23 protein-coding genes are annotated in these 24,132 nt (G+C 36.2%); 18 read left to right on the forward strand and 5 right to left on the reverse strand.

Translation table 11 applies throughout. The features are described from left to right. The first annotated feature begins 95 nt into the window (after positions 1 to 95). The 3 genes from MKX96_RS05085 to MKX96_RS05095 all read left to right on the forward strand — a co-directional run bounded on the left by MKX96_RS05085 (position 96) and on the right by MKX96_RS05095 (position 3,487). Complete coding sequence (locus MKX96_RS05085; RefSeq protein ID WP_340882477.1) at positions 96 to 566, forward strand: FixH family protein; 471 nt, start codon at positions 96 to 98, stop codon at positions 564 to 566. A gap of 94 nt (positions 567 to 660) precedes the next feature. Continuing rightward, complete coding sequence (locus MKX96_RS05090) at positions 661 to 1,230, forward strand: TetR/AcrR family transcriptional regulator (RefSeq protein ID WP_298467175.1); 570 nt, start codon at positions 661 to 663, stop codon at positions 1,228 to 1,230. A gap of 67 nt (positions 1,231 to 1,297) precedes the next feature. Beyond that, entirely contained in the window at positions 1,298 to 3,487 is a 2,190-nt protein-coding gene (locus MKX96_RS05095; RefSeq protein ID WP_340882481.1) for a YhgE/Pip domain-containing protein, read from the forward strand. Between the two features lie 97 nt (positions 3,488 to 3,584). On the opposite strand, the gene MKX96_RS05100 is transcribed toward MKX96_RS05095, so the two are convergent. Together MKX96_RS05100 and yhfH are read right to left on the reverse strand one after the other, a co-directional pair. Beyond that, positions 3,585 to 4,637, reverse strand: a complete 1,053-nt coding sequence (locus MKX96_RS05100) for an LLM class flavin-dependent oxidoreductase (RefSeq protein ID WP_340882483.1) — start codon at positions 4,635 to 4,637, stop codon at positions 3,585 to 3,587. 165 nt (positions 4,638 to 4,802) lie between these two features. Beyond that, positions 4,803 to 4,928, reverse strand: coding sequence for a protein YhfH (yhfH, locus tag MKX96_RS05105; RefSeq protein WP_169360268.1), 126 nt, complete (start codon positions 4,926 to 4,928; stop codon positions 4,803 to 4,805). Positions 4,929 to 5,050: 122 nt separating this feature from the next. On the opposite strand from yhfH, the gene MKX96_RS05110 reads away from it, so the two are divergent. Together MKX96_RS05110 and MKX96_RS05115 are read left to right on the forward strand one after the other, a co-directional pair. Beyond that, on the forward strand, positions 5,051 to 6,043 hold the full coding sequence (locus MKX96_RS05110) for a lipoate--protein ligase (RefSeq protein WP_340882487.1): 993 nt from the start codon (positions 5,051 to 5,053) through the stop codon (positions 6,041 to 6,043). Positions 6,044 to 6,203: 160 nt separating this feature from the next. Continuing rightward, complete coding sequence (locus MKX96_RS05115) at positions 6,204 to 6,404, forward strand: hypothetical protein (protein ID WP_340882489.1); 201 nt, start codon at positions 6,204 to 6,206, stop codon at positions 6,402 to 6,404. A gap of 130 nt (positions 6,405 to 6,534) precedes the next feature. On the opposite strand, the gene MKX96_RS05120 is transcribed toward MKX96_RS05115, so the two are convergent. Beyond that, complete coding sequence (locus MKX96_RS05120) at positions 6,535 to 6,987, reverse strand: YehR family lipoprotein (RefSeq protein ID WP_340882492.1); 453 nt, start codon at positions 6,985 to 6,987, stop codon at positions 6,535 to 6,537. Between the two features lie 460 nt (positions 6,988 to 7,447). On the opposite strand from MKX96_RS05120, the gene MKX96_RS05125 reads away from it, so the two are divergent. The 6 genes from MKX96_RS05125 (at position 7,448) to MKX96_RS05150 (ending at position 13,305) form a co-directional block, all read left to right on the forward strand. Beyond that, positions 7,448 to 7,999 carry an excalibur calcium-binding domain-containing protein gene (locus MKX96_RS05125; protein ID WP_340882494.1) on the forward strand — a complete coding sequence of 184 codons (552 nt, stop codon included), beginning with the start codon at positions 7,448 to 7,450 and terminating at the stop codon, positions 7,997 to 7,999. Positions 8,000 to 8,239: 240 nt separating this feature from the next. Beyond that, positions 8,240 to 9,640, forward strand: coding sequence for a ComEC/Rec2 family competence protein (locus MKX96_RS05130; protein ID WP_340882496.1), 1,401 nt, complete (start codon positions 8,240 to 8,242; stop codon positions 9,638 to 9,640). Positions 9,641 to 9,697: 57 nt separating this feature from the next. Next, positions 9,698 to 9,949 (forward strand): DUF3006 domain-containing protein, encoded by a 252-nt coding sequence (locus MKX96_RS05135; protein WP_340882497.1) that lies wholly within the window; start codon positions 9,698 to 9,700, stop codon positions 9,947 to 9,949. Between the two features lie 506 nt (positions 9,950 to 10,455). After that, entirely contained in the window at positions 10,456 to 10,827 is a 372-nt protein-coding gene (locus MKX96_RS05140) for a GntR family transcriptional regulator (protein WP_340882499.1), read from the forward strand. Between the two features lie 5 nt (positions 10,828 to 10,832). After that, positions 10,833 to 11,708 (forward strand): ABC transporter ATP-binding protein, encoded by an 876-nt coding sequence (locus MKX96_RS05145; protein ID WP_340882501.1) that lies wholly within the window; start codon positions 10,833 to 10,835, stop codon positions 11,706 to 11,708. A gap of 361 nt (positions 11,709 to 12,069) precedes the next feature. Further along, positions 12,070 to 13,305, forward strand: a complete 1,236-nt coding sequence (locus MKX96_RS05150; RefSeq protein ID WP_340885875.1) for an IS110 family transposase — start codon at positions 12,070 to 12,072, stop codon at positions 13,303 to 13,305. A gap of 207 nt (positions 13,306 to 13,512) precedes the next feature. On the opposite strand, the gene MKX96_RS05155 is transcribed toward MKX96_RS05150, so the two are convergent. After that, positions 13,513 to 14,190, reverse strand: coding sequence for a hypothetical protein (locus MKX96_RS05155; protein WP_340882503.1), 678 nt, complete (start codon positions 14,188 to 14,190; stop codon positions 13,513 to 13,515). Positions 14,191 to 14,939: 749 nt separating this feature from the next. On the opposite strand from MKX96_RS05155, the gene MKX96_RS05160 reads away from it, so the two are divergent. Both MKX96_RS05160 and MKX96_RS05165 read left to right on the forward strand, forming a co-directional pair. Next, a complete protein-coding gene (locus MKX96_RS05160; RefSeq protein WP_169360278.1) occupies positions 14,940 to 15,809 on the forward strand; it encodes an ATP-binding cassette domain-containing protein in 870 nt (289 codons plus the stop codon). Further along, the gene (locus MKX96_RS05165; protein ID WP_340882505.1) at positions 15,802 to 16,413 is read left to right on the forward strand and encodes an ABC-2 transporter permease; all 612 of its coding nucleotides are present in this window, start codon (positions 15,802 to 15,804) and stop codon (positions 16,411 to 16,413) included. The genes MKX96_RS05160 and MKX96_RS05165 overlap by 8 nt, the downstream gene beginning before the upstream one ends. A gap of 183 nt (positions 16,414 to 16,596) precedes the next feature. On the opposite strand, the gene pnuC is transcribed toward MKX96_RS05165, so the two are convergent. Next, positions 16,597 to 17,319 carry a nicotinamide riboside transporter PnuC gene (pnuC, locus tag MKX96_RS05170; protein ID WP_340882507.1) on the reverse strand — a complete coding sequence of 241 codons (723 nt, stop codon included), beginning with the start codon at positions 17,317 to 17,319 and terminating at the stop codon, positions 16,597 to 16,599. A 300-nt stretch (positions 17,320 to 17,619) separates the two neighbouring features. Between pnuC and MKX96_RS05175 the strand changes: the two genes are divergently transcribed. The 5 genes from MKX96_RS05175 to MKX96_RS05195 all read left to right on the forward strand — a co-directional run bounded on the left by MKX96_RS05175 (position 17,620) and on the right by MKX96_RS05195 (position 23,797). Beyond that, on the forward strand, positions 17,620 to 18,324 hold the full coding sequence (locus tag MKX96_RS05175; RefSeq protein ID WP_169360256.1) for a response regulator transcription factor: 705 nt from the start codon (positions 17,620 to 17,622) through the stop codon (positions 18,322 to 18,324). Between the two features lies 1 nt (position 18,325). Next, on the forward strand, positions 18,326 to 19,351 hold the full coding sequence (locus MKX96_RS05180; RefSeq protein WP_340882509.1) for a sensor histidine kinase: 1,026 nt from the start codon (positions 18,326 to 18,328) through the stop codon (positions 19,349 to 19,351). Continuing rightward, positions 19,332 to 20,105: an ABC transporter ATP-binding protein gene (locus MKX96_RS05185; RefSeq protein ID WP_340882511.1), complete on the forward strand. Its 774-nt coding sequence runs from the start codon at positions 19,332 to 19,334 to the stop codon at positions 20,103 to 20,105. Before MKX96_RS05180 ends, MKX96_RS05185 begins: the two co-directional genes overlap by 20 nt. Before the next feature lie 37 nt (positions 20,106 to 20,142). Continuing rightward, positions 20,143 to 22,077 carry an ABC transporter permease gene (locus MKX96_RS05190; RefSeq protein ID WP_340882512.1) on the forward strand — a complete coding sequence of 645 codons (1,935 nt, stop codon included), beginning with the start codon at positions 20,143 to 20,145 and terminating at the stop codon, positions 22,075 to 22,077. 166 nt (positions 22,078 to 22,243) lie between these two features. Further along, a complete protein-coding gene (locus tag MKX96_RS05195; RefSeq protein WP_340882513.1) occupies positions 22,244 to 23,797 on the forward strand; it encodes a fatty acid--CoA ligase family protein in 1,554 nt (517 codons plus the stop codon). Positions 23,798 to 24,132: the final 335 nt, after the last annotated feature.

Raw genomic sequence — 24,132 nt, forward strand, 5'->3', positions numbered from 1 at the left:
ACTGATTAATAAAATGCTCTAAAAGTTATTGGCTTTTAGAGTATTTTTAGTAAGCATATGGAGTTTTACATTACCATTCTGGGAGGATTTTTCGAATGAAAAAAGTCATTATCTCACTAGCACTACTTGTAGCTTTAACATTGGTAGGCTGTGGTGAAAAGGAAGAAACACATTCAAGTACTAGTCATCAAGGAACATTAGAAGAGGTTATGGTAGAGATTCAAACACCTAAAGAGTTACCTATTAACGAAGATATCAAGCTTTCCGCTAAAGTTACTCAAAATGGGGAAGCAGTAAATGATGCAAATTCTGTAGAGTTCGAGGTATGGGAATCAGGACTTCGTGACGAAGGACATATGGTAGAGGGTAAGCTTACAGAAGATGGTGTGTATGAAGCTGATTTTACTTTTGAACATGACGGAGTTTATTATATGTTTGCTCATACAACCGCAAGAGATATGCACGTAATGCCTAAACAAGAGCTTACAGTAGGTACACCAGATATGAGTAAAGTGTTACCTGATGATAGTGATAACTCGATGGATCATATGAGTGAAAAACATTAAATTTTACTTGCGTAAATAAACAATAGAGAGTATTATAATGACTAGTTGACCGAAATGGTTTTCTGGTCATTTTTTTATGAGGAGGGATAACCAAATGGACCGCAAACAGGAAATTTTAATGGCTGCCAATAAATCCTTTTCTCTTTTCGGATATAAAGCAACAACTATGGAGCAAATAGCCAAGATTGCAAATGTAGGAAAAGGAACTATATATAATTTCTTTGAAAACAAAGAAGTCTTGTTCCAAGAAATTGTCCTTCATATGATTGAAGAAATGAAACTGGAAGCTGTTAATGTCATTATAGAAGATGCTCCATTTCAGCAAAATGCTCATGCAGCGCTTATGAAGATGCTAGAGTTCCGTGAAACACATCAATTGTATGCAAAAATAATTGATGAGGAAAAACAATGGAAAACTCCTGCAGTAAAGCATGTCATTGGCCAAGTCGAGCAAGCTATTGTTTCGTTCATATGTGAGAAAATCAATAAATATGTTAAAAAGGGAGAAATCCGACAGGTAAATGCAGAGCTTGTAGCATATTTATTATTAAAGGCTTATGTTGCATTCGTAAATGATTGGAACTTAACCCACGATGATTCATTATCTGAAGAAGATATTGCTAACTTCTTTCAGGATACAATTTTTCGCAGTCTCGCAATTTGAGACTCATTTTTTTAGTCAAAAGTGACTAAATGAACATATCGGTCATATAGTATTAGGAGGAATCGACATGATAAAATCGGAATGGAAAGGTATTTTTAAAAACAAAAAATTATTGATTTCAATAATTGCAGTTTTATTTATTCCAGTGATGTATGCTGGGATGTTCTTATGGGCTTTCTGGGATCCGTATGCTAATTTAAGTGATCTACCTGTAGCAGTTGTTAACTCCGACGAAGGAGCAGAGTACAACGGAACGGAGCTCTCCCTAGGTAAGGAGTTAACAGATAAGCTACGAGAAAGTGGCCAATTTAAATTTGTATCTGTATCTGAAAAAGAGGCAGATGCCGGTTTATTAAACCAAGATTATTATTTATTAATTGAGATTCCAGAAAACTTCTCTGAACATGCAACGACTTTATTAGATGAGAAGCCAGAAAAAATGGTCATCACTTATAAAGCAAATGAAGGATTTAATTTCTTATCATCGCAAATAGGTGAAACAGCAATGGATCGTATTCGTGCAGAAGTGAATGAGCAAGTATCAGCAACTTATGCAGAACAGCTTTTTGATTCGATTACGAAGCTAGGTGACGGATTTGCGGAAGCCTCTGATGGGGCAGGGCAGCTAAAAGACGGCGTAGCTGAAGTTAATAATGGTGCCTCTAACCTAAAAGGCTACTTAGAACAATTAGCTAGTAGCACGATTGAGCTGAGTGATGGTACTAATAAGGTAGTTGATGGTATTAATACAGCTGCTACGGGATCTAAGGATTTAAATGAAGGTCTGGGAACACTTGCGGATGGTTCTTCTCAGCTTACAAATGGCGTTAGTCAAACGGCTGAAGGGGCCGCAGCTTTAAATAGTGGTATTAAAGAGTACACAGCTGGTGTAGATAAACTAAATGAAAGCTATCAATTACTTAGCGAAAAGGAAAAAGGCCTGCTAGATTCCTTGGCTAAGCTTCAAGCGAGTAGCTCCAAATTGAATGACAGCACAAACCAACTGGCTCAAGGCTCTGCTAATGTAACAGCTGGTATCCAAGCCTTATCTCAACAATTAGGTCAGTTAACAGCTGCTTTACCTCCAGAACAGTCGGCTGCTATTACAGAGACATTAAAGCAACTAGAAGCTGGTAGTACCTCAGTTTCCACAGGCTTAGAACAATTAGCTGGTGGAACTCAGGATTTAACTACGGGTACTTCTCAAATAGTAAGTGGAGCAGAACAGCTGAGTGGAGGTTACTCACAAGCAAAGCAGGGTGTTTCTCAATTAGCATCATCTTCAGCAGCATTAGTAGAAGGTTCATCTAATCTTGCTGGTGGTACGACTACCCTAAATGAAAAAATGAACGAATTCAACGCTGGAATCAGTCAGGCGTATGCTGGATCCTCTAGCCTTGTGAATGGATTAAACGAACTAGCTAACGGCTCATCCCAATTAAAAGAGGGTACTGGTACACTTGCTACGAAATCAGGGGAATTAGCAGATGGTTCTACTAAACTAGTAGAAGGTACACAATTACTGGCAGATGGAACGGAAACATTGCAATCTAGCTTAAAAGAAGCAAGTGAGCAGGCAGGCGAAGTAGCACCTTCTGAATCGACTTACGAAATGGTCGCTTCTCCAGTAGATGTTAATGTGGTAGGGGTCAATGAGGTACCTAACTATGGAACAGGATTCACACCTTATTTCTTATCACTTGGGTTATTTGTCGGTGCATTGTTAATATCAATTGTCTTCCCATTTGTTCAACCAGCGATTGCTCCAACAAGTGGGGCGAAATGGTTTGCTAGTAAAATAACTGTTTTAAGTGTAGTAGGAATTATCCAATCGCTGTTTGTAGTTGCGGTTGCACTATTTGTCTTAAAGCTTGAAACTCAAAGTGTAGGACTGTTCATCCTTTCTGCAGTCATTACAAGCTTCACATACTTAGCATTAGTACAGTTGCTTGTTTCGATTTTAGGTGATCCAGGAAGATTTGTTGCAATTATTGTCCTAATTCTGCAGCTCACAACAAGTGCGGGTACATTCCCATTAGAACTTATACCAGCACCGTTGCAATTCTTTAATAAATTGTTACCGATGACTTACTCAGTCCAAAGCTTTAAAGCATCTATTTCTACAGGTGATTTAAGTCATTTCTGGTTTAATAATAGCTTCTTACTTGGCGTGATGGTAGTGTGCTTAGTAATAACATTCGGATACTTTATGCTTTTGTTTACAAAACGCTATTCTAAACAAACAAAAGAAGCGTAACATAAAATTAATAAAGCTCCTCGCATCTTACGAAAAGTAAAATGTGAGGAGCTTTATTTTGTACATTAAATTTTGTTTCACCCACCACTTGGGAACATTAGACTTCCTGTTTTTCTTTTTTCAATTTTTCTACTAGAGGCATCACTTGGTCTGCAAACCGTTTCATTTCCGTGTGCTGCGGGGAAAACTGAAGAATTAACAGATTTACTCCAGCTTCCTCAAACGCAATAATTTTTTTAGCAAGTTGTTCAGGTGTGCCTATTAAGTCTGGCCGTAATCCTCGGTTGGACACGGAATAATCCTTAAGCTGCACCTCTACGTTAAGATGAGATTTGCTAACAAAATCCTTGTAACCCTCATAACCAGGAGAACCTTCTTTTACTTCCGTAATGCGAGCAAGTTCTTGTTGTACTTCCTCTTCGGTATCTCGACAAATGATATAGGCAGACATCCCAAACGTTTCTAATGGTTTTTCCCCAAGAGACTGGCGTCTATTTTTCATATCATTAATTTTTTCAGCAATTTCCTCGACTGTGCCACCATGCATAACATAGGAGTCACAAGTTTTAGCAATTGTTTGCTTCCCAGCTTCACTTTCTCCACCAGCATATAGGGGGATATGCTGGTTCATTGGCTTCGGAGACAAGTATGTGTTTTCATATTGATAAAACTGGCCAGTATAAGTAAAAGGTGTTTCTTTCCATAACCCTTTTAAGATGTGGATAAACTCCTCTGTCCGTGCATAGCGTTCATCATGTGCTGTGAAGATACCTCCATATTGTCTTGCTTCCCCTTCCCACCATGCAGATACAACATTGAGAGAAAAACGCCCGTTGCTGATGTGATCTATATTTGCTGCTGCTTTTGCCGTTAACGCAGGATTATGGAAGCCAGGTCGAATCGCAGTTAAAATTTCTATGCGTTTCGTGACGGCTGCGATAGCCGCAGTAGTTGACCATGCATCTAAAGAGGGACTCTCCACTCCTTTAATATCATTAAGATTTAATTCCGCTATTAAGGTTAAATCGTAACCCCAGTCTTCCGCATTTTGTGCTAGCTCTTTTACATATTCAAATGTTGCAGGCATATCCTCATCTGTTATATTTCGTAACCACCCGCCGAAAACAGGCAACCAAAATCCATACTTCATTATTTATCCTCCCCTTTAATTTTATTAATTCTGAAAATTATTATTACTAATCCTATCATAATGCTTGGTTATTAACAATAAATCCTTTATAGTTAAACTCATTCATCAATATACGCAAAAAAAACCAGCTAGGAAGGGGAGCTTCTAGCTGGTAATTTTAAAGAATTATAGGTTGTTGCATTTATCACAGTGGTTCCCATAGCATTCATGTTGCTCTTCAATTGGCTCGCCGCATGTTACGCATTTCTTTTTGGGCAGGTTACGGAAAAATTCTAATACGTTTTCTAACATATATATTCCACCTCCATCTGTTATATAACTGTTTCGATTGAATTCATTGTAATATAACACAGAATGTTTTGTCAACACTTTCTATAGATTTTTGCTAAAATAGGAATAAAGGAGTGATACCCATGTTTTTTATTGATAATAAAGGAATTACTGATCCACGCATTAACTTAGCTATTGAAGAATATGCTCTCAATACTATGGATGTAGAGAAGGATTCATTTCTTCTGTTTTACATAAATCAGCCATCAATCATTATAGGGAGAAATCAAAATACAATTGAAGAAATTAATACAGATTTTGTAGAGCAAAACGGTATTATCCCAGTACGCCGTCTTTCTGGTGGAGGAGCAGTTTATCACGATCTTGGTAATTTAAATTTCAGCTTCTTAACGAAGGACGATGGAGATAGCTTCCGTAACTTTAAAAAGTTTACGCAGCCAGTTGTAGATGCATTGAAGCAAATGGGTGTAGAAGCAGAGCTTTCTGGAAGAAATGATATATTAGCTGGAGGAAAAAAAATCTCTGGTAATGCTCAGTTCTCCACTCGTGGAAGAATGTTCAGTCACGGTACACTAATGTTCGATACTGAAATCGATGCCGTTGTTTCTGCATTAAAAGTTAAAAAAGACAAAATTGAGTCAAAAGGAATTAAATCCATTCGTAGTCGTGTTACAAATATAGTAGATCTACTGGACAAGCCGATGACGATAGAGGAATTCCGCTTAGCGATACTTTCTTCTATTTTTGGAGGGGAAGACAAGGTTCAATATTGGGAACTAACGGAGGAGGACTGGGCTAATATCCACAAGCTATCTGAAGAGCGTTATCAGAAATGGGAGTGGAACTATGGAAAATCTCCTAAGTCTAATATCCAGCATTCCCACCGATTTCCTACGGGCAGTGTAGACGTTCGTCTAGAGGTGAACAAAGGGGTTATTGAAGAGGTTAAATTTTTCGGAGACTTCTTTGGAGTAGGAGAAGTGGAAGAGGTAGAGGTTTTACTAGTTGGTAAAAATTACAGCAAAGAGGCCATAGAACAAGCATTAGAATCAGTAGACGTTCCAAAGTATTTTGGTGGTATAACGAAAGAGGAATTGATTCAGTTAATGTACTGACTAATTGTTCGAATAGTGCCGGGTAAACAGTCCATATCTAAATGGGCTGTTTTTTCTTTTGAAATAAATAATTTTGTAGTACTTGGAACAGTTTTGGATAATTATGTTAAAGTTAAATGGAGTAAAACTGACAACAGAAGTATTGAAAAGGGGGGTTCTTATGTCACGCTATATTTCAATGGGCATTTTAATTTTTTTTGGTAGTTTAATGTTAGGCTATGGGCTTTTAGCGTTTGCACAGGTAACGCTTGATGCTATTCTAATTGGTACGATTCTAATTATAGCTATGTTAAGTATAATTATTACTTTGTTAATTAAAATCTATGAACTTCTTAAGAACCAAAATAATTTCAGAATTTAAGTTAGGCAATAAAAAGGCACATCAAAGACCCGATTAGGGAGAACTTGGATGATGCCTTTTACCTTTTTTATATCTGAAATAAGTACGATAAAAAAACGCACCTGGAGGATTCAAATGCGTTCATCATTCATTATTTTACTTCCTTAAAGCCTTGACTCTCTAACATTTCTGCTGATTTTTCCATACTTATCCCATTATTTTTAGGGTCTTCACTAAAATTCATACCTGGCAGACCCATGATTTCATCAAAATCGACCGCCTCATAGTCTATAACTAAGGATTCAATTGCCTTGGAATCATCATATTCTAGTTTATGTGTTATTCCATCAATGTTTTGGAATTGTTCGGTCATAGGCTCAAAAAGTTCTTTCGCCTGTTCTTTCGATTCAATACCAGCTAGTTCATACTCGATAACATTTTCTGTTGTTTGCTTTGTTACTTTATCACCTTTAGCCGTGTACTCTAACGTCGTTGCAATGCCATTCTGCTCAGCCTCAAATGTTCTAGTTGTTTCACTTTCACCACATGCTGTTAGAAAAACAGCTAAAACTACAAACGTAATAAACCCTATTAATTTTTTCATTGTTAGACTCCTTGTCATTTGGTATTTTAAGATAGCGATATGGTGGTGTTACTTTTAACCTCTACAAATAAAATCCGAGGTTTTCATTTACATCAATCTTGACTCCCCTAATTCAGCTATATGTTCTAATAAAATTCAATCCTTTCTACTAATTTATTAGCAAAATGATTTCAAAACAAAAAGCCCCTGTATAAGTCACGTATTTTCATAACTTCGGCAAATCGGTACTACTAATATTATGGTATAACTACATGATTGATCTTTTTTATGTAAATAAAGAGGATCTTAATTTTGCTGAATAACATATAAGTTTTCAAAGTGACGTTTGTATTGTACAAGGGCTAATAACTGTCATTTTGATGAAATCTTTTTGCTAATGAAACTTTTACCCGTTTTTACCATTTATTAAACATAAAGTGGTAAAATATATAAGAAAAGTAATTGTAGTAGGAGTGAGGAAATGAAAAAGAAGTCAGTGAAGCTGTTAATAGCAATGATATTAATGTTTAGTTTTGTTTTTGTGAATGGGACAAGCATGGAAGCTGCAAGTATAGTCATGTGGGGGAAAACAGAACTGAAGCTAGGTCAAATTGGTAAAGCGACTATAGTAAAAGATTCTACTTTAGTGAAGATAGGGGAGGACGGATCCCTTCAAACAATAAGAAAGCTGAATAAAGGCGATGAATATCGTGTATATAGCTATAAAAGTACACATAATGGATTATATGGGGTTGGTGGGGGAGCTTATATTCAAAAAAACAATAATGTCCTATACGAAACTCCTTCCAAATCAAAATTAGCTCTTTTAGAGAATCCGCCGAAGACTTCTGTCTCGACAAAACTTACGAAATCAGAAAACGGTAATGGTATAGAGGTTGTACCTGGTGCTCCTACAAAATTTCAAAACTGTAAGGAGTTAAACAAGGTATATCCACAAGGAGTAAAAAAAGGGCATCCTGCTTATGCGTCAAAGCATGACAGAGATAAGGATAACTGGGCATGTGAAAGATAATATGAGTACTAAATTTAATGGTGTTTCCTAAGGGAATACCATTTTTTTGTTGTTTAGAATTATAAAATTCTAAAACCTGTGGATAAATTCATGTCTAGCTCCACCGCCTTGCCCCTCGGGATCAAATGGATAAAAGCTCCGGTGGCTGAGGAACTGCCTCCTCGCTTTTCATGTTTCAATAAACTTCCATCGACATATTTTTATTATTTTTGTAGGATAATAATATATGGAAGGAAGTTGATGATTTTGTTTAATAAGTTTATGAAAATATTTATAGTATTACTTTTATTTGTAGGTCTAGGTTTTTCTAATCAATTAACTGCTGAGGCCGCTCCAGTTATGTGGGGGAAAACAGAGCTTAAGCTAGGACAAATAGGTAAGGTTACTATATTAAAAGAGACGAAACTCGTAAAAATAGAAAATAATTCTTTAAAAGAAGTTCGAACATTAACAAAAGGTGAAGAATTCCGTGTCTATAGTTATAAAAGCGAACAGGGTGGCCTTTATGGTGTAGGTGGCGGAAGCTTTATACAAAAAAATACAGCAACAGTTAAGTATGAAACACCATCAAAGAGTAAGCTTGCTTTATTAGAACAGCAAACAACTTCACCAAGCAATGCAACAAAAGTAATGTGGGGCAAGACAGAGCTAAAAAAAGGTCAAATCGGTAAGGCTACTATCATAGATGACACGAAATTAGTGAAATTTGAAAATGGTTCTCTATCAACCGTACGTAATCTAAAAAAAGGCGAAGAATTCCGTGTCTATACATATAAGAGTGATCAAGGTGGATTATATGGAGTTGGTGGTGGGAGCTTTGTACAAAAAAGCTCAAAAGTTAAGTATGAGACCCCATCTAAATCGAAGCTTGCCCAATTAGAAGCTCTATCTTTAAAAGAAATGAAAGTACATTTTATTGATGTCGGTCAAGGAGATTCAATATTAATCCAGTCACCAAACGGGAAAAGTATGCTGATTGACGGTGGGACAAAGTCAAAAGGTGATACAGTAGTCAAATTCATCAAATCCCAAGGGATTACAAAGTTAGATTTTGTGGTTGCTACACACCCTGATGCAGACCATATCGGGGGACTAATAAAAGTTTTGGAATCTAACATTAAAATTGGTACATTTATGGATAGCGGTAAAGTGCATACTTCAAATACGTATAAGGACATGCTAACATTAATTCGTAATAAAAATATAAACTTTAAAATACCAACTAAAGGTGAAAAAATTACATTTGATAATTTAAATCTGCAAGTGCTAAATGTGGGAACAACTAATAGTGATAATAACGACGCATCTATCGTACTAAAGCTAGCTTATAATAATATTTCATTTCTTTTGACAGGTGATGCAGATACAGGAAAAGAATCAGAAATAATGAGCAAATATAATGTAAAATCTACTATTTTAAAAGCTGGTCATCACGGATCAGATACAAGTAGTTCCGAAGCCTTCTTAAAAGCAGTTAAGCCAGAAGTTACGATACTTTCTTATGGCAAAAATAATCAATATGGTCACCCTCATAAAGCAGTGGTGGATCGTCTAAATTTATTTAAATCAAGTATTTATCATACTTTATCAGGTACAATAACAGTTAAGACCAACGGTACAAGTTATTCAGTTAGTCAGTAAAAATATCTTCGGCACAGGAGACGCGTCACACTATTAAAACATAGGGAGTGAAGGTAAGTGAGCTCAAGTAAAAAATATACACTAGACCGCATTGAAGAAGGTATGTATGTTTTTTTGGAAGCACCAGAAGAAATGAACCAACTGATCCTACCAACATCTACTTTTGATCTTGAACTAGAAGAAGGCGATATTGTTAATATCACAACAACTGATGAAGGATATCAAATGGAAGTTTTAAAAGAAGAAACATTAGATAGACGTGAAGAAATCAGTGCTTTATTAGAAGATCTAATAAATAGAAATAAATGAAGAGACTCGGACATAACTAGTCTCTCAAGTAAAAACGTGAAATCGGAAAACTCGATTTCACGTTTTCTTTATTATAAGACCGGCCCGTATCCTGTAGAAAAAACTTTATACTTTAGTTGTTTGAAGAGGAAGTGGCGACTCCTAGGGGCAACAAGCGAACGCAAAAGTCCAGGCAGGAACAAAGAGACGAAGAGGTTGAAGCAGTACCACGCGGAAAGCGTCAGGCTCGGGCAGAAATCAATTCTACTCTCTGATTAAAGATTTCTTTGCATCATAAATCAACCCTACCCTTTAACATAGCCTAAAATTCTAGACGTTGAGATAACTGGGCTAAAGCAATCGTTAGTTGAATAGTATATAGTGAATATATATAATATATAAAGAGGTATAGACGGATGTATATATTAAGTTAATTGCAAAGATAAAAATTTATTTTAACTATATTTCGAAAATATTTTCGAGGGATTTACGATAGATACACACATGGATGTAAAGGAGGTATCTGCATGCAAATTATTATTTCTAACAGTTCAAAGGAACCGATTTATGAACAGATTTTCAAACAAATTCAGACTAAAATCTTGTCAGGTGAGTTAAAAGAAGGAACCGCTTTACCTTCCATTAGACAATTGGCCAAAGATTTAAGAGTTAGTGTGATTACTACAAAACGAGCATATGAAGAATTAGAAAAGGCAGGCTTCATATATTTAATTGTTGGAAAAGGTTCATTTGTAGCGGAACAAAATTTAGATGTTATTCGAGAGAAAAAATTGCGTGTAATTGAAGAACAATTAAGTGCGGTTATCTCTAACAGTAAAGAATCAGGGTTATCTTATGAAGAATTACAAGATTTATTAAAGCTGCTGTACGAGGAGTGAGAGGAATGGGAAATGTAATAGAGTTCCAGGGGGTTTCTAAAAAATTTGAGACATTAACTATCGACAATGTAGATTTACAGATAAAAGAAGGATACACAACAGGATTTATTGGCCCGAATGGATCTGGTAAATCGACGATGATCAAGTTAATGATGAATCTTTTACAGCCGGATAAGGGAAAGGTAAGTGTATTTGGAAAAAATTATGCCAGCCATGAGAAAGAAATTAAAAACCGTATAGGCTTCGTATACGACAGCAATATATTTTATCAATCCCTGAATTTAAAAGAAATTAGTAAAATAGTTGCTCCCGCTTATAAAGCATGGGATGATCAACAATTTAATCAGTATGTTAATCAATTTGAGTTACCTCTAAATAAATCTCTTAAAAATTTTTCTAAAGGTATGAAAATGAAAGCTTCTATAGCTATTGCCTTATCTCATCATGCAGAACTAATTATTATGGATGAGCCGACATCAGGATTAGATCCTACGTTTCGCAGAGAGTTGTTAGACATTTTTCAAGAAATTATGGTAAATGAGGGAAGGAGTATATTTTTTTCAACGCATACGACAAGCGATTTAGAACGTTTTGCTGATTATATTGTATTAGTTGATAAAGGGAAAATTCTTCTTAACCAACGTATAGATGAGTTACAGGAACGATATGTCGTTGTAAAAGGAAGCACGGATTTACTAGACCGAGATACAGAAGCACATTTCATTGACATAGAACGTTCTCAAGGGGTATTTCAAGCTTTGTCAAAAGATGCAGAAGAAGTACAGAAAGTCTTTGAGGATCATGTCGTGATAGAGAAAGCCTCTTTAGATGAAATAATGTATTATATGAAATCTGCCCAAAGAAGCAAGGTAAATAGTTAAATTTATAGGCTATGTTAAAGGTAAAGGTTGATTTAAATACACGTAAAAAATGAGCTAGGATATTTTCCTGGCTCATTTTACTTTGATATTGCTTTTTACTAAAGCACCTCGTTCGTATTATAAGGTTAGCCAGATATTTCTGGTTGACCTTTTTTTATATCGATATATGATTGCGGTAGCCGGGGTAGAACGTAAGCACCCGTGGGGCTAATGATCCCGTCAATTAAACAGTTCGCCCCCTACTTGTAGAAACATGATTGAGGCTGGTTGGGACTCTGATCTCGTATAACAAGCGAAGCTATGATACTACATGGAGGAATAGGGGTTACCGGTTAATTGTATGACAAGGAGGAAAATAATGATGAATCCAGTAATTGGTCTGGATGTGGCAAAAGGCGAAAGTCAGGTTCAAGCATTCTTGGAGAAAAAGCAACCGTACAAAAAGAGTTTTAAAGTGGCTCATACACTTGAAGGGCTTACAATTCTTTTAGAGTTTATTAGAGAAATAGAAGAGGCTTCTGGAGAAAGGCCCTCGATTGTTTTGGAATCTACAGGCCATTATCATACACCAGTTGTCCAATTTTTCGAAGAGAGAGGATATTTATTAATCATGGTTAATCCACTCGTTTCGTATCGAGCAAAGAGTTCAAGTTTACGTAAAGTAAAGACGGATATCATAGACGCTCGTCATCTCTGCGAGATGTTTTATAAAGAGGATCTAGAGCCTTATAAACAACGAGGAATCCAGCTCTTAAATTTACGTAACCTTACAAGACAACATGAAAATATTACTGGTATGTATGTACAAACCAAACTACAATTCCAATCCGTTTTAGACCAAGTATTTCCTGAATACTGTGGTGTTTTTGGAGATTTGTATTCAGACGTTTCCTTACTTTCGCTACAATCATTCCCTACTTCAGAGGAAGTATTGGCTACTAGTGAAGAAACAATCGCAAAAAAGATAAAAGAATTCTGTAAAAGCCGTTCGCAACAATGGGCAAACAGCAAGTCAGAAAAATTGAAGACAGCCGCAAATCGTAATCCATTTCAGAAAACCTTATACTACAGCCTTATTTTAAGCATGGATATGTATATTAAAATGCTTCTGGAATACAAAAAACATCTATCCAATCTGGAAGAAGAGATAGATGTTTTAGCGAAAAACATGGAAGAATATAAGATTCTGCAATCTATCCCCGGTATCGGCGAAAAAATCGCGGCAACGATTATTTCTGAGATTGGGGAAATCGATCGGTTTAATCACCCTAAAAAATTAGTTGCCTTTGCAGGAATTGATCCAAGTGTTTTTGAATCTGGTACATTCAAAGGTACTTTGAATCGGATTACCAAAAGAGGTTCTAGTAGACTACGACACGCCTTATATATGGCCGTAAAAAGTGCCATTCGTGATTGTCGCAAGAAGAAAACGACAGATGAACTCATTCCTCGAAATAAGAGGTTACGTGAGTTTTATGATAAGAAACGTGAAGAAGGAAAGCCCTTTAAAGTGGCTGTAATAGCATGTGCAAATAAGCTTTTACATTGGATTTATGCACTATTAAAAAGCAAGTCAGATTTCCAAGATCTAGCATAGTTCAAAAATATATGAAAATATCCTAAACCTTTCCAAACGTAGAACTTTGAAAGGTTATTTGGCATGCACAAATTTAGTATAGCATGAACTATTTTGGTTTTTCATTAATAAATATTGACAAACTATTGGCTGGTTTAGTTGAAGAAGAAAGAGCAGTTTATTCCCTCATCGTGCCCGATTGGTGAACAATGACTATGACTTTAATTCTTATTTGAATACATCAAAAACTTTGTTTTCGCTATCTTCATACTGGCAAATAACGATTTGTAGGTTTTTCATATTCCAGTCTTTAGAGCGTAGATAGATAAACGTATTATCCAATTCTACAATTTTGTCAGCCGTAAGATAATTTAAATCGAAATATTTATCGTACTCCTCGTTGTAACCAGGTGTCTCGATAGTTATAGGACTAAATAAGCTTGAAGGCTGTTGTATTGTTTTTTTGATTACTCTCGAACTAATATTGTATTGATAGGTATAAATAAATTCATTGTACATATCATCATTCCCAATAAAGATGGTTGTACCATCTTGTGATACAGATGCCAACATCATTGTAAGGTCATATGACTTAATTTGTTCATATGAAATTCGATTTGTAACTATAGAGTCTTGCATATTATATACGACTACTCCAAATGTACCTTGCATAATCGCAATGTTGTTATCGGCATATAAAAGTTTGGGCATTTCGGAACCTATATTCATTTGTTCAATGTCAGACGTGTCTACAGCTAATTCTTCACCCTCGGGTAAGGTGTTATCAGAACCGAGTATAGGATGTTCGTTGTCTTGACCAACCAGTGTAATTGCATCGGAATCATTTGCTTGGCAAGCCGCTAATAATAGGAACAGTGATATAAAAGTGAAAAGTAATTTCTTCAAAAAGTCGCCTCCTTAAATTGTTAGACGTGAAGATAGTGGATATGTTTCAAATCATTTCTTGTTCAACTAACCTGCCGCGTTAGTTTAAGTGTAACATTTCACAAACTAAATCTCCTCAAGAAAAAACAACCCTAGCCTTTAACATAGCCAATTTATAAATGAGTCTATTTCATAAATAGCAACTTAACAATTTACCACCATCTTTTTCGCTGGATTGATTGAAGCAGCAAGCGGCGAGTCTGACTGGATGAGCAAAACAGTTAGACATCACTACCACGCGCGTAAAAGATGGGTGATGGCTGATCACTCCCTCACTAAAAGACTTCGAGATATGAGCACAAATCAATTCTAATTTATTTTCTAAAATGCCTATAATTTTCTATTTATCATTCGTATTCTTTTGTAAACATAGAGATTATGAAATTGATTCAAATAAATAACGTTTTAAAAGACTTTAATAATATATTAAGGTCTTTTTTTTTATAAAAATCAGATTTTAATATTGTGCATACCGTTAATATAGTATATAGTGTGTATATATCACATATACTCTTTTACTTTATCTATGTCAGGAGGGGGTTCTAGCTCAGTTAATTTCATAAATAGCTTTTTAACATTTAAACATGTACATTTCTATCTGATGATTGCGATAGGAGGTGACTCCAGGGGGATGAGTTAATGAGCAATAAAAATCGTGTCAAAGAAAAGTTTTATAGCACGCATTTTAATTTTAATAAGGGGTGAGGAAAATAGAAAATTTAGTAGAGTTTAAAAATGTCAGCAAATATTTTAAAGATTTCTCCTTAGAGAATATGAATTTACATGTTAAACAAGGGCAAATAACAGGATTTGTAGGGGCGAACGGGGCAGGGAAATCATCCACCATGAAGCTAATAATGAATCTTTTACAACCAGATACAGGTGAAATAAACATATTTGGTAAGGATTATGCCAATCATGAAAAGGAAATTAAAGAGCGCATAGGATTTGTTTATGATAGTAATGTATTTTACGAGAGTTTGAATCTAAAAGATATCCGTAAAATAATTGGCCCAGCTTATCAAAATTGGAGTGACAGTCAATTTAATGATTATGTTAGAAAGTTTGAACTCCCATTAAACAAAGCTATTAAAACCTTTTCCAAAGGAATGCTGATGAAAACTTCTTTAGCGATAGCCCTATCTCATGAAGCTGAATTTATAATGATGGATGAGCCGACAGCTGGTTTAGATCCCGTTTTTCGAAGAGAATTGCTGGATATTTTAAAAGATATGATGGTAGATGGAAGGCGGACTATCTTCTTCTCCACCCATATAACCAGTGATTTAGAAAGAATCGCAGATAATATTACTTTCATTCATAAAGGAAAGATTCTTTTCAACGAGTCGATAAGAAATATACAGGAGCGTTATGCATTAGTAAAAGGAAGTGCAAATCTAATCAACCAAGACATTGAAAAATGTTTTATCAGTATGGAACGTACCTCTACAGAATTTCAAGCAATAACAAATAATGCAGAAGAAGTAAAAAGATTATTAGGAGCTCAAGTGGTTATTGAAGAAGCTACCTTGGAGGATATTATGTTTTATACGAAAGGAGCTATAGGGCAATATGTATAATTTGATAAAAAAAGATTTAGTTATTCAAAAAACACAGATACTACTTTTTATTCCGTTTATTATGTTCTTTGCAATATTTGCTGATCATATGAGTCCAGCCTTTGTTTTTCTGATGGCTAGCATGTATATACCACTGAATGGATATATTTACGATGAACAAGTAGAATCTAATATACTTCTTAATTCTTTGCCTTATACGAGAAAAGAGATTGTGGCAGCAAAGTACATCGGCGCTATTGCATATATGATTGTATCAATAGGAGTAGCTAGTATTATTTTTTATATATTTAGTTATGACTTTTTGATAAAGGATATATCTATCGCCATGGGATTATTCTTCATTTTCACAGCAATAGCCTTTCCGTTATTTTATATTTTAAAACCCGGATATATAGGTGCAGTGGTTATGGTTGGATTTCTATTCTTAGCTGTTGTTATCCCGCCAGTCTTTCAATTCCTGACCAAACATCTCACTGCGATTACAGATTTTCTAACTAGCATGTCGACAACAACTCTTTACCTTAGTGGCGCAGCTACCTGCATTATAATTTATCTAATTTCCTGGATGGTTAGCCAATCTGTATATCAGCGGAAGGTGTTTTAAGTTTAACTCACTAACTCTTAGATGGAGGCTTTAGTTAAATTCATCACTTAAAAAGGAATGTCTCTATATATTGAGACATTCCTTTACATAGAGAATCTAGCTATCTATTTCATTAAGAGACCCATTTGAAAAGGTAGAAACTTACCTCCATAATAGCCAAATGTTAAGTTTGGATCATACTCGTTAATTTGAAGGCCGTAGTTCATACGCTTCTCCTTCAAGATTATGTTGCGCTCTGTGCATTTTCAGCCAGTTTACATATCCATAAATGGAGTTCACTAAAAATGCCGACCACATTACGAGCATTGACCAATCATTACCGCCAGTTTTTGTGAGTGTGATCAACCATAGGGCAATGGTTAATCCATTGACAGCGATCCAAAGCACCCACTGCTCTGCATAACGTTTAAGCATCAGTATTTGAGCTAGTACAGATAATACAACTGCTGCAGAATCTAATCGTACCTGTTGACCTCCAATAGCGTTTAATAGGTAGGCATAAGATATAGAAGCTACAATAGTGATAACAATTACGTATGCCCAACCTTTTTTATCTAAACGTTTCACAGACACGTCTTCGCCAACAGCTTGAACTTCGGTTAAGTTTTTTCTCCATAAATAGATCCCGATGAACTGTATTGGAAAATAGAACAATCCATTCAGCATAGACTCCCCATATAATCCATACGTATAGGTGATGTAGGCATAAGTAGACGTGTTCACAATACCAAAATAATAATTACTAATTTTCCCCTTAGCTACCAATACCACACAAAGCATACCTGTTAGTGAGCTTATCAGACCTAATAATGAATCTTTCCAAGCAAAAAACAAATAAATATTAACTAACGTAAATACACCCAACCAAACTTTTTCAAATAAAGTCCAGTCCTTGAACATTCCCATCACGCTCTCCTTTATTAATCATGTTATTCTCCCCTACAATAATTCCATACAATCCTCAGGAGGTTCTTGCAAATAAGTAAAAATTACCCTCCTTTATAAGAAAATGTATCGAACAATAAAACAATAGATTATTCTGAGAATAAATACAATATCCTTTGAAAAATAAATTTTTAAAATAGTTACCACCACAATAGAAGCTGCTAAAAAAAGTATTATTGTGGTATGAATTCTTTCGGTGTATGAAGAATAATAAAGAAAGATTTGATATGATAAGAGAAGAACTTTTTAAGGGGGATTACTGTGGACACACACCGAGTGCTAGTAGTGGAAGACGATAAGAAAATTGCAGCACTATTGGCAGATACATTAAGAAAATATCACTATGAAGTACATACTATAGAAGACTTTGACCATATAATTGAGGAATTTACAGCCTTTGATCCACACATTGTTTTGCTTGATGTGAATTTACCTTCGTATGACGGCTATTATTGGTGCAGACAATTAAGACAGCTTACGACTTGTCCGATTATTTTTGTTTCGGCAAGGTCAGGTGAAATGGATCAGATTTTTGCTTTAGAAAATGGGGGAGACGATTTTATTACGAAGCCTTTCCATTATGAAATCGTCCTAGCTAAAATACGAAGCCATTTAAGAAGGACGTATGGGGAGTATGCAGCAAAGCAGGAGGAGAGAATTGTCCGTGCTGGAAAGCTTCAGCTATTCTTGGAGCGGATGGAGCTACATATCGGTAAGGAAGAAATTCCTCTTCAGAAGAAAGAGTGTACCATACTAGAATTACTTTTAAGAAACTATCCTAAAGTAGTGACACGGGAGCAACTATTAGAAGAGCTCTGGGATGACCAGTCTTTTGTTGATGAGAACACATTGAATGTGAACATGACAAGAGTCCGTAAAAAGCTTGCGGATTACCATGTGAGCTCCACCATTGAAACGGTACGAGGAGCAGGTTATCGCTTAAACCTTAGTTCGGAGGAATCCTGATATGTTTCGTTTATTTATAAAAGAACATTCTATCTTTATCATATTTCAAATGTTCCTTGTGTTATTTATCATGCTCCTTTATTGGCTGGATGGCTTTCGAAACGTTGATACTGCCGTATACTCAATCGTGATTAGCACTATCCTAACACTTACCTTTTTAGGAACGCTTTTTATAAAAAAAATGTCGTTTTATAAAAAAATACTATCTGTTCCAAACAAAATAGAAGTAGTCTTGCAAAAAGAAGGATACTCCCCAGAAGTAAGACAAGTGGAGACCTATTTGCAGCACATCTATCGTTTATATCAAAAAGAGGTACAGCTTTTATATGCAACTCAAAACAGGCATCTGCAATTTATGAATAGCTGGGTTCACCAAATGAAAACTCCAATTTCTGTTTTAGAAATGATGGGACAAAATGGGGAACAAATGGACTCTAAAAGTGTTCTCGAGGAAACGGATCGATTGAAGCGAGGATTAGAAGCTGTACTTATGAATGCCAGGCTTGATACCTTTGAAGAGGATATGCACATAGAACAAGTGAATTTAAGGCAAGTTGTGACAGAAGAAGTTTCTAAGAATAAGCGATTGTTTATTAGTCACCGGGTTTATCCTGTCATTGAAATGGAAGAGGATTGTTTAATCGCAACGGATGCTAAATGGATTCGTTTTGTTATTGCTCAATTTATAACAAATGCTGTTAAATACACGATGAAGGAAAATAAAAAGATATTTTTTGAAACTACTTTAGAGGACGAAAAAGTAGTATTGAGTGTGAGGGATGAAGGGATTGGTATCCCGGCCTCTGATATAAAACGCGTGACCAAAGCCTTCTTTACGGGAGAGAATGGACGTAAAAGTGGGGAATCTACTGGAATGGGATTATATTTAGCTCAGGAAATCTGTAATCGTTTAGGTCACAAGATGAGTATCAAGTCGATACTTGGAGAAGGAACGACCATATCAATCCTATTTGAAAAGTTAGATTCTAAGGAAAGGGATGACAAGGATGTCGATATTAGTTCTTGATGATATAACGAAGGTTTATGAAGGAAAAATAGCTCATCTTGCCATTAATCAGCTTAGCTTTGAAGTGGAAAAAGGAGAGTTCCTTGCAGTAATGGGTCCTTCAGGCAGTGGTAAAACTACATTGCTGAATATAATTTCCACAATCGATCGACCTACCTCTGGGGATTTCTTTATAGATGGCTTAAACCCGTTGGAGCTGAAAAAGGATGATTTGTCTTTGTTTAGAAGAAGGCAGCTTGGATTCGTATTTCAGGATTTCAATCTTCTTCCAGCACTTACTGTAGAGGAAAATATGATTCTCCCTTTAACCTTAGACGGGCAGCCTGTAGGGACGATGAGGGAAAAGGTCATGGAAATAGCCGGATCATTGGATTTAATGAATATTCTAGAAAAGAGACCAGCAGAGATCTCTGGTGGTCAGGCGCAAAGAACTGCGATAGGAAGAGCTTTGATACATGGGCCATCCATTATTCTTGCGGACGAGCCAACCGGAAATCTAGATTCTAAATCAGCACGTGATGTATTAGAAATATTAACTCAAGTTAATCAGATGAGTAATACGACCATTGTTATGGTAACTCACGATCCGATAGCAGCAAGTTATTGTGATCGAGTGTTATTTATCAAGGATGGGGAGTACTTTAACGAAATTTATAAGGATGATCGAAGACAAACCTTCTTCCAGAGAATATTAAACGTCCTTTCTCTTTTAGGAGGAAATGTGAACGATTTAAACTCTTTGCGAATGCCTTGATAATTTTCGAAAGATGAAAGTTAGGTGGAAATGTAAAATGACCTTTCAACAATTTGCTTATCATAATGTCATAAGGAACAGCAGGATTTATGCAGCTTTTTTTCTAGCTAGTAGCTTTTCTGTTATGGTGTTCTTCGTCTATACGATGTTAATGTTTCATCCAAAGATTGAGGATCAGTTTTTACGTGATATAGCATTTGGTGGAATGCTGATTGCTGAGATTATATTAATCATTTTTACATTGTTTTTTTTATTTTATTCGATGAGTGCCTTCATACAGGCTAGGTCGCATGAGTTTGGCGTCCTCCTGAATCTCGGGATGCAAAAGCAACAGCTAGGTCGCATGATTTTTATAGAAACAATGCTACTAGGACTTATTTCTGTTACTGTCGGCATATTCTTTGGCTTTTCATTTTCGAAGTTCTTTTTTATGGTGATCCGAGAGCTTTTTTTACTCGATAGCCTTCCTTTATATGTATCTTGGAAACCCTTTGCATTAACGATAATCGTTTTTGTTACGATGTTTGTCGTGATTTCTTTTAGCAGTGTCGTTTTTATACGTAAGAAAGATATTATCCAGCTTCTAAGGGGATATAGTAATGACGAGGAACCGACTGCATATAAAAAATGGAGAGCATTACTGGGGTTTGTCCTCATTTTATCTGCCTACGGACTTGTTATATTCTCGGCATTTCAAATGCATATTGCACTTAGCTTCGTCATTGTGACATTAGCATTTTGGGGAACGTATTACTTTTATACGGACAGTATCCTCTACCTGCTACAGGTCATTCGTAACAAAAGAAAACTTTATTGGCGGTCTTTTCGGTTGATCGCTTTCGCGGATGCATCGATCAAAATTCGAGAGAATGCCAAAATGTTTTTCGTTGTAACAATTGTATCGTGTATAGCCTTTCTTTCAGTGGGAATCGTTACTTCGTTTACTTCCTTTACCGCACAGTTTAGAGAGTTAAACCCTGTAAGTATTTTCTACTCTAGTGATTGGGATAATCCCTATGAACAAGAGCATGTGACGAAGCTAACCGAGGAGCTACAAAATGAAGGGCTTTCTTATGATTTAGTTAAATTTAATCTGAAGAAGCAGACGTCCTCTAGTACAGGAGAGACGGTCAACGTCATTAGAGAATCAGAAGTCAATAGCCTTGCGCTTGCACTCAAAATTCCTTTTGTTGATTTGCTACCGGGACAGGCATTGTTAGTACCCAATACAGAAGAGGACTTTGGAAGTATCCGAGTGGAAAATGAACAGACAGTGTTAGAGGAAAGTAATATTCCTCTTCGTATTCAGGATATTTACAATAAGTTAATTTTTCCTTCCTTAGCAATCAAAGATCGTACAATCATTATTAGTGATGAGGACTTTTCATTAATAACAGAACCATTGGCGGGGTATGAGGACCAGCAATCGAGAATGACCTTTTATGCCTTCCATATTTCTGAATGGCTCCGTACGAAAGAAATTGGTACTAGTTTAGACGAATTAATGAGTGAAACTGTAAGTTCTACTGGTATAAATTCCAATCCTTTTTATTACGTAAACCCAGGGTTGAACTATTCCATTATTCGCGCTACCTTCTCATTACTTCTATTCACGGGGCTATTAGTTGCTGCAGTACTAATCCTAGCTGCAGGTAGCTTTGTTTACTTCAAGCTATACACAGATTTGGAGAGAGATAAGAAGCAATATGATGTACTCAGAAGAATGGGAGTAACAGATAGAGAACTAGTTAAAATCGTTAATAGGCAGCTAATTCCGCAATTCTTTTTACCTTGGGGGCTAGCAATGATTCATAGCACCTTCTCCTTCTTATTTTTACAAGCATTTTGGGTGGATCTAGCTGCAGTTTCCATAGCTAAAGAAATGTTAATAGTTTTAATAGTATTTACCATTATCCAGCTATCCTATTTCTATTTAATAAGATGGAGATATATTGCCCATATTCAAGAATAAAATATGCATGAAAGAATGGGGCAGGGCTAGTACTCTGCTCCCATTTTGCTTTGGAAGTAAATGGTGCAAACCTTCATTTTATATTGAATTGTCAAAACTTTTCTTATATAATTAAGTTGGGGATTATGAATGACTGTTCATTCAAGAAAGATGGGAGCTGTAAAAAATGAGTTTAGTGACACACGTTCAACAAAGGGCCTTAAAAAATCCAGACAAAATTGCTTATCATTTTATGGGAAAAGACACTACTTACGCAGAATTCAATCAGTCGGTAGAGCGTTTTGCGGCTGCTTTGCATTCATTAGGGGTAGAAAAAGGGGATAATGTAGGGTTTCTACTTGGAAATTCTCCACACTTCTTAATTTCTCTTTATGCAACCATGCGTTTAGGTGCAACCGCAGTACCGATTAATCCAATATACACACCAGATGAAATTAGCTACATCGTGAAAAACAGTGACGCTAAAGCTATTATTGCCTTAGATGCGTTTATACCACTAGTAGAAAAGGCAGCTGGTGTTTTTTCAACAGTAGAAAACTATATTATCTGTGAGACAGATCCATCAACACCTGAAAAGCTTGCAGCTCTTCCAGCTACCTTAAAGTCTAAGGTGAAATCGTTTACATATTTGATTTCTACAGCAGTGGAAGCAGTACCTCAAGTGGAAATTGATTCAGATGACACAGCTGTCATTCTATACACATCTGGTACTACTGGACATCCTAAGGGTGCTATGCTGACATTTAATAATATTTACTCGAACGCTCGTGACGTTGCCGAGTATTTAAACTTCAGCACAGACGACCGAGTAATAGCGACACTTCCAGTATTCCATGTATTTGCATTGACGGTAGTAGTAAATGCACCATTATTAATGGGGGCTACTATTCTGTTAGTTCCTAGATTCAGTCCACAGGAAGTGTTCCATGTGATTAAAGAGCAAGAGGCAACTGTCTTTGCTGGTGTACCAACGATGTTCAACTTCCTATATCAATTCCCAGAAGGAAAGGTAGAAGATTTCTCTACGATTCGTTTAGCGATTTCTGGAGGATCCTCCTTACCGGTTGCTTTATTGCACAACTTTGAAGACAAATTTAAAGTGCGTATTTCGGAGGGCTATGGTTTATCAGAGGCTTCTCCAGTAACTTGCTTTAACCCAATTGATCGCGACCGCAAGGCAGGATCCATTGGAACTTCTATAGTTAACGTAGAAAACAAAGTGGTAAATGAGCTCGGGGAAGAGGTACCGGTAGGAGAAGTTGGCGAACTGATTGTTCGTGGACCGAACGTCATGAAGGGCTATTACAAGATGCCTGAAGAAACGGAAAATGCAATTCGTGGTGGCTGGCTTTATACAGGTGACCTAGCTCGCCAAGACGAGGAAGGCTATTTTTATATCGTTGACCGTAAAAAGGATATGATCATTGTCGGGGGCTATAATGTTTACCCTCGTGAGGTTGAGGAAGTATTATTTGCGCACCCTGGCATCGTGGAAGCAGCCGTTATCGGCGTTCCAGACCCTAACTTTGGAGAAGAAGTACTTGCCTTCGTTGTGAAAAAGGATGAATCCTTAACGGAAGAGCAGCTTCATGATTATTGCGCTGAAAAACTAGCAAAATATAAAATTCCAAAAAGTATAGAATTTTTAGATGAGCTTCCAAAAAATACGACTGGTAAAATACTACGTCGTACATTGAAGCCAACAACCAAAACAAAATAATAAACTAGACTGTCTTCTTAAATGGGGACAGTTTTTTTATAGGAAATAAGGTGTGATACGCAATCATTAGGCTAGAATGAGAGAGCTGCTGAGTGATTGTAGTAAACTATGGGTTTATTGTCGTAAAGTATTGAGTGATTGTAGTAAATTATGAAGTCATTGTCGTAAATCTAGCTAGAATGAGAGAGATGATGGGTAATTGTGTCGGCAGGTGGCTTATTGCTCACTCCTTAAAAAAGCGGTGACCTGAAGCGGAAATCGGGATTTGATTTTATTCAAATTATGAAGCTACTCATTTGTCATTCTTTTTTTTTCGGGAAATAAAGGAAAATGAT

It is taken from the genome of Psychrobacillus sp. FSL W7-1493 (assembly GCF_038004905.1).
GTDB lineage: Bacteria > Bacillota > Bacilli > Bacillales_A > Planococcaceae > Psychrobacillus.